Here is a 9,079-nt window from a genome sequence, read left to right as displayed (position 1 = left end):
CGGCGAAAGCCGGCTGCTTCTGACAAACGAATGTTTGTCCAATCCAGCTGTTTGGTAAGTCACTGAAAAAGCTGGATCCCGGCTTTCGCCGGGATGACGTTTCGAGAGTTGTTCAGAGCTTCCTTAGGCCATCAGACAAACATGATCGCGCACCGTGTCGAGTTCGACTTCGTTGTTTACTTTACCAATGGCGGCAGCATGTCCGCGCAAGGCTTCCGATTGGACATCCCCGGAAGTGACATCTCCGACCATGAGCTTGCCGCCTACCTGATTCAAGACATGCGCTTGCTCATGGCCGGTCGCGTGGACATCGCCAACAAGAGAATCATCGAGGAACCACACAAGAGAGCTGCAATCTCGACTGATGGACTTCCGCAAGCGACAATTGAACTGACTGACGAGCCGTTGTCCGCCTCGGATCTCATTTCCAAGGCCAGCAACCATCCGATCCGTGTTGTTGCCCAGAATGGCGAAAGCTACAAGGTGTCGCGGCTCGTGGTCTAACAATTCAAGCATCAGGCCTGCAATGGAGAGCTCGATGGCTATTGCCAAGAAATCCACCCTCAAGCGCGCCAAGAATCCGATGCCAGCATTCGTGCAAGAAGCGCTTGAGAGTCGAGGACTCATGGACGCTTATAGGGCACGTCCACCGTACCAACAAAACGATTACCTCGGATGGATTAGCCGGGCCAAACTGGATGCCACGCAGCAAAAGCGGCTCAATCAAATGCTTGACGAGCTTTGTGGCGGCAAGAAGTACATGAATATGGCTTGGGCCGGCGGGCGGTTGCAGGCCTGACAATTCATGTATGGACTCCCCCGTCAACCCTTGATTTCGCTGTCAGGCAAAGCGGTGCGATTGCATTCGTGTATTCGGCCTTGAGGGGCAGGCCACGGGCAGGGATCAGGTGCCCGCAGGGCGGATGAGGGAAACGGCGTCGCCAGAAGCACCCTCACCCGCCTTCGGCACCCTCTCCCATAAAGGGAGAGGGAAAAACCGCGCCGCGCCATGAGGTCGCGGAAGAACGCGGCGTACCCTCTCCCATATTGGGAGAAGGAAAAACCGCCCTGCATGTTCTCGCCGGAACCGCTTGCGCGGTTTACCCTTTGCGCATGAGCGAACCCGCACCGCACGACCCGCGCGCCGCGCAACGGCTGGACTGGACACGCGCCGCACTGGGCGATGCCGCTGCCGGCCTTGAACGCGCATCCACCGACGCGGGTTTCCGCAGCTACTGGCGCACCACGGGCGCTGCGCCATCGCGGATCGTGATGGATTCGCCGCCGGACAAGGAAGACGTGCGCCCGTGGCTGCGCGTGCGCGACCTGCTTGAAGCCGGCGGCGTGCGCGTGCCGCGCGTGCTGGCGCGCGATGTCGAAGCCGGCTTGCTGCTGCTGGAAGACCTCGGTGGCCCGACCGTGGCGCAGGTGATTGACGCTGCCAATGCCGACGTACACATGGACGCCGCCATCGCGCAGTTGATCCGGCTGCAATCACTCACGCTGCCGGAGGATTTCCCGGCGTTCGGCGAAGCACTGCTGCAACGTGATGCTGGTCTGTTCGAAGACTGGTTCCTGCATCGCCACCTTGGCATCACGCTGGATTGCGAGGATGCCGAACGCCTGCAACTGGCGCAGCGCCGGCTGATGGACAACGCACTGGCGCAAGCGCGCGTGCCGACCCATCGCGACTACATGCCGCGCAATCTGATGCCAGTTGCTGATGGCCCGGCGGTGCTGGACTTTCAGGACATGGTGCTGGGGCCGATCGCCTACGATCCGGTCAGCCTGCTGCGCGATGCCTTCCTGAGCTGGCCGGAGGCGCGCGTCGAAGACTGGCTGCGCAGCTACCATGCACGCGCCATGCAAGTCGGATTACCCGTGCCCGCCATCGGCGATTTCCTGCGCGATGCCGACTGGTGCGGCGTGCAGCGGCATCTGAAGATCCTTGGCATCTTCGCCCGCCTGCACCATCGCGACGGCAAGCCGCGCTACCTTGCCGATGCGCCGCGCTTCATCGCCTACCTCGATGCAGTGGTGCCGAAGTACCGCGAACTCGACCCGCTGCACGAACTGCTGGAACGCACGGTCAAGCCTGCATTCGCAAAGGTCATTTCATGAAGGCACTGATCTTCGCCGCCGGGCTTGGCGAGCGCATGCGTCCGCTCACCGACACCACGCCCAAGCCACTGCTCGAAGTGGGCGGCAAGCGGCTGATCGAATGGCATCTGGAAAAACTGGCGGCGATTGGCATCATCGATGTCGTCATCAATATTTCCTGGCTGGCGCAGCAATTCCCGGACACGCTGGGCGATGGCGCGCGCTGGGGCCTGCGCATCGCCTATTCGCACGAAGGCGACGTGCCGCTTGAAACCGGCGGCGGCATGCTCAATGCGCTGCCGCTGCTGGGCGACGCCGCTTTCCTTCTGGTCAATGGCGATGTGTGGACGGACTACGACTTCGCCCGCCTGCCACGCGAACCGCGCGGACTTGCGCATCTGGTGATGGTGGATCGACCGCCGCAGGCCACGCATGGCGATTTTGTCCTTGTGCCCCTCTCCCCCCGGGAGAGGGGTTGGGGTGAGGGTACGGAGCATCAGGCCAACAATGCCTATGCCGAACCCTCATCCGCCCCTGCGGGGCACCTTCTCCCGGAGGGAGAAGGGAAAAAACTCACCTATTCCGGCATCGGCATCTATCGCCCGCAGTTGCTGGACGGCTGGCGCGAGACAATCCACGAGCCTGCCATCGCGGGTGGCAAACCGAAGTTCCCGCTGGCCCCGATCCTGCGCGCGCACATGACCAATGGCGGCATCACCGGCGAGCACCATCGCGGCAAGTGGACGGATGTGGGAACACCGGAACGGCTTGCGAAACTGGACGCTGAATTGCGCTTGTAGCAGCGGCACTTTGCCGCGACGGCATTCGAGATTCGCGTCAAGCCACCACAAGTCCTGCGGATGCAAGCAGCGCGGTGAGCTGGGGCAGGCTCATGTCGTACTCCCAGTACATGACCCGCCCATGTGACGAAGTGACCAGCAGGTACTTTTCCGTCGCCGACTGGATCCTGTCGATCGCGATGAGTTTTTCCATGAACGCCTGCTCATGGTGTTCCTCGACGATCTCGGCATTGTCCGCAGCGTAGCCGTGGACGGTCATTGCATTGCGAACCCTGAGCGAAATGAACTTCACGCGATGTTTTCCTCGATCATTGTTTGCAACCGGCACAGCCGGTCATCTTCAACAAAACGCAGTTACCCGCCCAGCACCTGACGCAAAAACGGCACGGTCAACCTGCGCTTTGCGGCCATCGAGGCGCGATCCAGTTGCTCGAAGATCGCGGTCAGGCTGCCAAGGTCGCGGCTGCAGCGGCGCAGCATCCAGTCCAGCGCGGCGTCATCGAAATCCAGCCCGCGTGCAGCGGCGCGCGCGCGCAGCACATCGGCGCGGCCCGCATCGTCCAGCATCGGCAACATCCAGCGCGGGCACTGCGCCAGCCGTGAGCGCAGGTCGGGCAAGGCCAAGGGCAATGCATCGGGTGATGCCGAAGCGGCATAGACCAGCGCGCGGCCGGCATCGCGCAGGCGGTTGTGCAGGTCGAACAGGGCGATCTCGTCGTCGCGACTGCCGGCAATCGCATCGACATCATCCACTGCCACCAGATCGGCGTTCTCGATGCCTTCCGACGCCGCACGCAAACGCCCGCGCAACGTGCCCAGCGCAAGATAGGCGGGCCTTCTCTGCGCTGCTTCCGCCACTGCACAGCAGGCCATCAGCAGATGAGTCTTGCCGGTTGCGGCCGCGCCTTGCAGGAACGCGGTTTCGCGCGCGTCACCCATCGCCAGCACACGCAACTGGTCGATCAGCCCAGCCGGCGCATGCAGATAGCGCTCGAAGGATTGATCTGGCGGCGCGCGCAATGCCAACGGCAATTGCGGGCCGATGCGTGCATCGTCCTGCATTGTCAGACGGCTGCAGGCGGCTCGCCGTCGTGACTGGCGGCGACCTCGGAAATCCCGGACATGTTGGTGGCAATGACGACCGCCGGGGTTTCGCCCACGTACAGCCGGCTTTGCTGGTAGCGCTCCCCGGCATAGCGCAGCAGCACGTTGACCACCGCCGCCACTGGCAAAGCCAGCAACATGCCGAGAAAACCAAACAGCGTGCCGCCGGCCATCACCGAGAAGATCACCGCCATCGGATGCAGGCCGATGCGGTCACCGACCAGCTTGGGCGTGAGCCAATAGCTTTCGATGATCTGCCCGATGGTGAACACCACCGCCACGCCGGCAAGATGCGGCCAGTCGCCGAACTGCACCAGCGCTGCGATGCCGCCGAACACGATGATCGATGCCGGGCCCAGATAGGGCACGAAGGTCAACAGGCCCGCAATCAAGCCGATCAGAATGCCGAGATTCAATCCCACGGCCCAAAGGCCGACGGCGTAGAGGACGCCGAGAATCAGCATCACCAGCATTTGTCCGCGCAAAAAGCCGCCCAGTACCGCGTCGGACTCCTTCGCCAGCCGCGCCACGGTGTCGTAATGATCGCGCGGGATCAGCGAACCCACGCGCGCCACCAGCATGTCCCAGTCGCGCAGGAAGAAGAACGCAAGCACCGGCAGCAGCACGATGTTGGCCAGCATGCCCAGCAGCGCGAAGCCGGAACGCGAGACGTAGCCCAGCACGGTGGTGGCGATACCGCCAGCGCTCTGCCAGTGCTCGCGGATCAGCGCGAACAGACGCTCCGGGTCCAGCCACGACAGGATCCGCAGGCCAGTGCGCTGTTCGATCCACGGCAACGCGGTGCCGACGAACCAGTCGCGATAATTCGGCAAGGATTCGACCAGGGTCATCACCTGCTGTTCCAGCATCGGCACCAGCAAGATCAACGCCAGCACCAGCAGCAGCGTCATCGCGCTGAACACCAGGATCACCGCCGTGTTGCGCTTCAGGCCGCGCGCTTCCAGCCTGTCCACCATCGGGTCGCCCAGCCAGCCCAGCAGCGCAGCGAACACGAACGGGCTCAGGATCGGCGACAGCAGCCACACCACCCACAGCACGCCCAGCCCCAGCGCGGCCCATTGCACGCGCCGGTAGAACGCGGCGACGGTGGCAAGATCGTCGTTGTGCGGCATCGTCAGTGGCCCATGCGGAAGGTGGCGATCCGCTGCGGCTGCTCGCCTGCGTCTTCCCCGGCTTCCATGGAAACACTGGACAGCACATCGCCGCGCGTGACATAGCGGCTGAAATTGGCGATGCCGGTGCTCAGATCCAGATCAAGTTCCAGCGCATCCGCTGTGGCCGTCACCGGTTCAATGCGCTTGACGATGGCGATGCCGTCCAGATAACCGGCAAGGCGCAGGTAATCATCCGCATCGTCGATGCCGAGGATGCGCACGCGATAACGTCCGGGCGGGCCACCGCTGCCGGCCTTGGCATAGCGCCTGAACAACGCGTCCGCGGTGCCATCCGCACCGCCTGCCATCGCCCGTCGCGCGTCCGCATGCTTGGTCTGCCACTTGTGCAGCACCTTGCCCTTGTCCACGAAGACCCAGTCCGCCACCCAGCCGCCCGCAGCGCGCTGCAACTTGCCGACCAGTTGCATCGGCGGGCTGTAGCGCTTGGACAGGCTGGCGATGGCGCCGGTGTCGCCGCGCCAGATCGCGCCCACCGCCGCCTGTTCTGCCGCGCTGCCTGCGGGCAGGCCCAGCGCGTAACCGCGCGCCTTGGCGGCATCCAGCACCGGACGCGCCGCGTTCACCTGCCCCAGCCCGACCAGACGCGGCCCGCTGCCGTCATCGATCGCCAGCCACAGCACCGGCTTGGGGCGAGGCTGCGGCCAGCTGGACAGGCCCAGCATGTTCACCAATCCATCCACTGCGTCACGATCAAAGCGCACCACCAGTGTGGTCTGGAAACTGGGCGCGCCACTGGCCGACACGCCTTCATCCTGGCGATAGTCATAACCATCGACATAGGCCTTGGCCTTCTGCGCTTCCTCGCGCACGCCCGGGCGCTGGGCGGCGTCGCGATCGCCGGTGACATTGGCCAGCGCCTGCATCAGCGCGCGTGCAAAGGCCCTTTCGCGCTCGCCATCGGTCTGGTTGCGCACCGCCACTTCGGCCTGATACGGCCCGCTGGCGGCGGCACGGTCGCCTTCCACACGCTGCGCCTGCGCAATGCCGGAAACCAGCAGCAACCCGCCTGCCAGCAGTGCCATCCACACGCCCATCACGCCCTGCGGCTTTGCTTGCATCACACGTCCTTGACTGGGAATCCGAGTCATTGCTGCCGAAATGGTGCCGCAGTGCGGCGGGCGCGTCCATGACCCTGGCACGCGGCTGTTAAAATCGCGCTTTCCCGAGCCCGCCCGAGCCCGCCGTGACCGCCAATACGCCCCCTCCCACCGGCCTGACCTACCGTGATGCCGGCGTTGATATCGATGCGGGCAACGAGGTCGTCGAGCGCATCAAGCCGCTGGTCAAGCGCACCATGCGCCCGGAAGTGCTGGGCGGCGTGGGCCTGTTCGGTGGCCTGTTCGACCTGAGCAATCGCTACCGCGAGCCGGTGCTGGTGTCCGGCACCGACGGCGTGGGCACCAAGCTGATCCTTGCCAAGCAACTGGGCCGCCATGACGGCATCGGCCAGGACCTGGTGGCGATGTGCGTGAACGACGTACTGGTGCAGGGCGCGGAACCGCTGTTCTTCCTCGACTACTTCGCCACCGGCAAGCTGGACGTTGACACCACGGTGCAGGTGGTTGCCGGCATTGCGAAGGGTTGCGAAATCGCCGGCTGCGCGCTGATCGGCGGCGAGACGGCGGAAATGCCGGACATGTATCCGCCGGGCGAATACGACCTTGCCGGTTTCACCGTGGGCGCGGTGGAAAAATCGAAGCTGGTCGATTCCAGCAAGCTGCGCGCAGGCGATGTGCTGATCGGCATCGCGTCCAGCGGCCCGCATTCCAACGGCTATTCGCTGATCCGGAAAATCCTTGAACGCGCGGGGAACCCACTTGACCTCGACCTTGGCGGCGTGAAGCTGGCCGATGCGCTGATGGAACCGACCCGCATCTACGTCAAGCCGGTGCTGGAACTGCTCGCGAAGCACGACATCCACGCGATGGCCCACGTCACCGGCGGCGCGCTGGTCGAGAAGATCATCCGCGTGGTGCCGGTGCCTCTGGGGCTGGAGATCGATACCGCTTCGTGGCCGCTGCCTGCCGTGTTCGACTGGCTGCAGCGCGAAGGCGGCGTGGCACGCGAAGAAATGTGGCGCACCTTCAACTGCGGCGTCGGCTTCGTGCTGATGGCCGCGCCGGAAAGCATTTCCGCCATCGAAGCCGACCTCGATCGCCTCGGGCTTGCGCACTGGCAGATTGGTCGGGTGACGGAAGGCGGGGAAGGCCAGCGCCTGAAGATCGGCTGATGGCAGCTCGCCTCGCCGTCCTCGCTTCCGGTCGCGGCAGCAATCTGCAGGCGATCCTCGACGCCATCACGGACGGAATGCTGGATGCCGAAATCGTCGGCGTGTTTTCCGACAAGCCCGATGCATACGCCTTGCAGCGCGTACCGGAAACGCTGCGCTGGGCGCGCGATGCCAAGACCTTCGCCGATCGTGCCGCATTCGATGCCGAACTGGCCGATGCGGTGGCGGCGTCGCGGCCGGACTGGATCGTCTGCGCCGGCTACATGCGCATCCTTGGCAGCGCCTTCGTGCAGCGTTTCCGTGGCCGCCTGCTCAACATCCATCCGTCGCTGCTGCCGAAGTACAAGGGCCTGCATACCCACCGCCGCGCGCTGGAAGCGGGCGATGCCGAACACGGTGCCAGCGTGCATTTCGTGGTGCCGGAACTGGATGCCGGCGCGGTGATCGCGCAGGCCTCGGTGCCGGTATTGCCCGGCGACACGCCGGAAACGCTGGCCGCGCGCGTGCTCGGCATCGAACACCCATTGCTGCTGCAGGTCTTGCGCTGGGCCTGCGCGGGGCGGCTTGCTGAACGGAACGGTCAGGCAACGCTGGATGGTCAGCCGCTATTTACACCGCTGCCGCTACAGTCCACGCCATGAATCACATCCGCGCCACCACCCTGCTCGCCCTGCTGCTTGCCGCACTGCCCGCATGGGCGGTCAAGCCGTTCACCGCCGACTATCAGGCCAACGTGAAGGGCATGATCCAGGCCAACGCGCAGATGAGCCTGTCACCTGCTGGTGATGGCCGCTGGAACTACGTGCTGAGCGTGAACAGCCCGATTGCCAGCGCACGCCAGTCCACGACGTTCGAGGAGCGCGGCGACGCATGGCGTCCGCTGTCCGGCAGCGACAGCACGCAGGTGCCGATGAAGCGTTCGCAGAAGAACGCGATCTACGACTGGAACAAGGGCGAGGCGCGCTGGAGCGGCGACGTGAAGCCCGACCGCGCCGGCCCGGTCAAGCTGCAGGAAGGCGACCTCGACGCGATGTTGCTCAACCTTGCCCTCGTCCGCGACGTGGCTGCAGGCAAGCCGCTGAAGTACCGCATGGTGGACAACGGCACCGTCAGCATCCAGACCTACCAGAACCTCGGCACCGAAACCGTCATCATCGCCGGCAAGCCGCGTCAGGCCACCAAGGTCAGCCGCAGCACCGACGACAAGCAGGTGATCGCGTGGATCGTGGATGGCCTGCCGGTGCCGGCGCGCATCCTGCAGCGCAAGGGCGGCAAGGATGATCTGGAACTGACGTTGAAGTCGGTGCGTTGATCCATTCTTTCCTGCAATTGAAAAGCCCCGCGATGCGGGGCTTTTTGTTGCAACGAACGTGGCTTGCAGGATCGTGTTCGAGCGCGCCGTGGGTGAGCACGCTTTGCTCGTGTCGCATGCGACGCAAGCGTGCGAACGCCCGCCACATATTTGTGGCGGGCTGGTCCGCGAAGCGGGTGCGCGTCCGCGCATCGGAGCCGGGTGCGGAGCCTAAGGAAGGTCTGAACAAGCCGTCATTCCGGCGAAAGCCGGAATCTAGCTCTTTGGTAAGTCATTGAAAAAGCTGGATCCCGGCTTTCGCCGGGATGACGTTTCGGGAGTTGTTCAGAGCTTCCCT

General features: G+C 64.3%; 11 protein-coding genes. 7 read left to right on the top strand and 4 right to left on the bottom strand.

Annotated features, from left to right (window positions below):
• Positions 1–141: 141 nt before the first annotated feature.
• The 4 genes from QM612_RS04150 to QM612_RS04135 all read left to right on the top strand — a co-directional run bounded on the left by QM612_RS04150 (position 142) and on the right by QM612_RS04135 (position 2,900).
• Complete coding sequence (locus QM612_RS04150) at positions 142–504, top strand: hypothetical protein (RefSeq protein WP_415252632.1); 363 nt, start codon at positions 142–144, stop codon at positions 502–504.
• Positions 505–538: 34 nt separating this feature from the next.
• Complete coding sequence (locus tag QM612_RS04145) at positions 539–799, top strand: YdeI/OmpD-associated family protein (protein ID WP_415252631.1); 261 nt, start codon at positions 539–541, stop codon at positions 797–799.
• A gap of 314 nt (positions 800–1,113) precedes the next feature.
• On the top strand, positions 1,114–2,121 hold the full coding sequence (locus QM612_RS04140) for an aminoglycoside phosphotransferase family protein (protein ID WP_415252630.1): 1,008 nt from the start codon (positions 1,114–1,116) through the stop codon (positions 2,119–2,121).
• A complete protein-coding gene (locus tag QM612_RS04135) occupies positions 2,118–2,900 on the top strand; it encodes a nucleotidyltransferase family protein (RefSeq protein WP_415252629.1) in 783 nt (260 codons plus the stop codon). Before QM612_RS04140 ends, QM612_RS04135 begins: the two co-directional genes overlap by 4 nt.
• Before the next feature lie 37 nt (positions 2,901–2,937).
• Here the strand turns inward: QM612_RS04135 and QM612_RS04130 are convergent, their stop codons facing one another.
• The 4 genes from QM612_RS04130 to QM612_RS04115 all read right to left on the bottom strand — a co-directional run bounded on the left by QM612_RS04130 (position 2,938) and on the right by QM612_RS04115 (position 6,258).
• On the bottom strand, positions 2,938–3,192 hold the full coding sequence (locus QM612_RS04130) for a hypothetical protein (RefSeq protein ID WP_415252628.1): 255 nt from the start codon (positions 3,190–3,192) through the stop codon (positions 2,938–2,940).
• A 62-nt stretch (positions 3,193–3,254) separates the two neighbouring features.
• Positions 3,255–3,962 (bottom strand): DnaA regulatory inactivator Hda, encoded by a 708-nt coding sequence (gene hda, locus QM612_RS04125; protein WP_415252627.1) that lies wholly within the window; start codon positions 3,960–3,962, stop codon positions 3,255–3,257.
• 2 nt (positions 3,963–3,964) lie between these two features.
• Positions 3,965–5,137: an AI-2E family transporter gene (locus QM612_RS04120; protein WP_415252626.1), complete on the bottom strand. Its 1,173-nt coding sequence runs from the start codon at positions 5,135–5,137 to the stop codon at positions 3,965–3,967.
• A gap of 2 nt (positions 5,138–5,139) precedes the next feature.
• A complete protein-coding gene (locus tag QM612_RS04115) occupies positions 5,140–6,258 on the bottom strand; it encodes a DUF2066 domain-containing protein (protein ID WP_415252625.1) in 1,119 nt (372 codons plus the stop codon).
• A gap of 155 nt (positions 6,259–6,413) precedes the next feature.
• Here QM612_RS04115 and purM point away from each other — a divergent pair, with 155 nt between their 5' ends.
• The 3 genes from purM to QM612_RS04100 are packed head-to-tail and all read left to right on the top strand — an operon-like array spanning position 6,414 to position 8,742.
• Entirely contained in the window at positions 6,414–7,430 is a 1,017-nt protein-coding gene (gene purM, locus QM612_RS04110) for a phosphoribosylformylglycinamidine cyclo-ligase (protein ID WP_415252633.1), read from the top strand.
• Positions 7,430–8,071 (top strand): phosphoribosylglycinamide formyltransferase, encoded by a 642-nt coding sequence (purN, locus tag QM612_RS04105; RefSeq protein ID WP_415252624.1) that lies wholly within the window; start codon positions 7,430–7,432, stop codon positions 8,069–8,071. The genes purM and purN overlap by 1 nt, the downstream gene beginning before the upstream one ends.
• Positions 8,068–8,742 carry a DUF3108 domain-containing protein gene (locus QM612_RS04100; protein ID WP_415252623.1) on the top strand — a complete coding sequence of 225 codons (675 nt, stop codon included), beginning with the start codon at positions 8,068–8,070 and terminating at the stop codon, positions 8,740–8,742. Before purN ends, QM612_RS04100 begins: the two co-directional genes overlap by 4 nt.
• The last annotated feature ends 337 nt before the right edge of the window (positions 8,743–9,079 follow it).

The sequence above is a fragment of the Thermomonas sp. genome, assembly GCF_047606765.1.
Classification (GTDB): Bacteria; Pseudomonadota; Gammaproteobacteria; order Xanthomonadales; family Xanthomonadaceae; genus Thermomonas.
The sequence above is the reverse complement of the archived record's forward strand: the minus strand, read 5'-3'. Positions and strand labels throughout refer to the sequence as shown.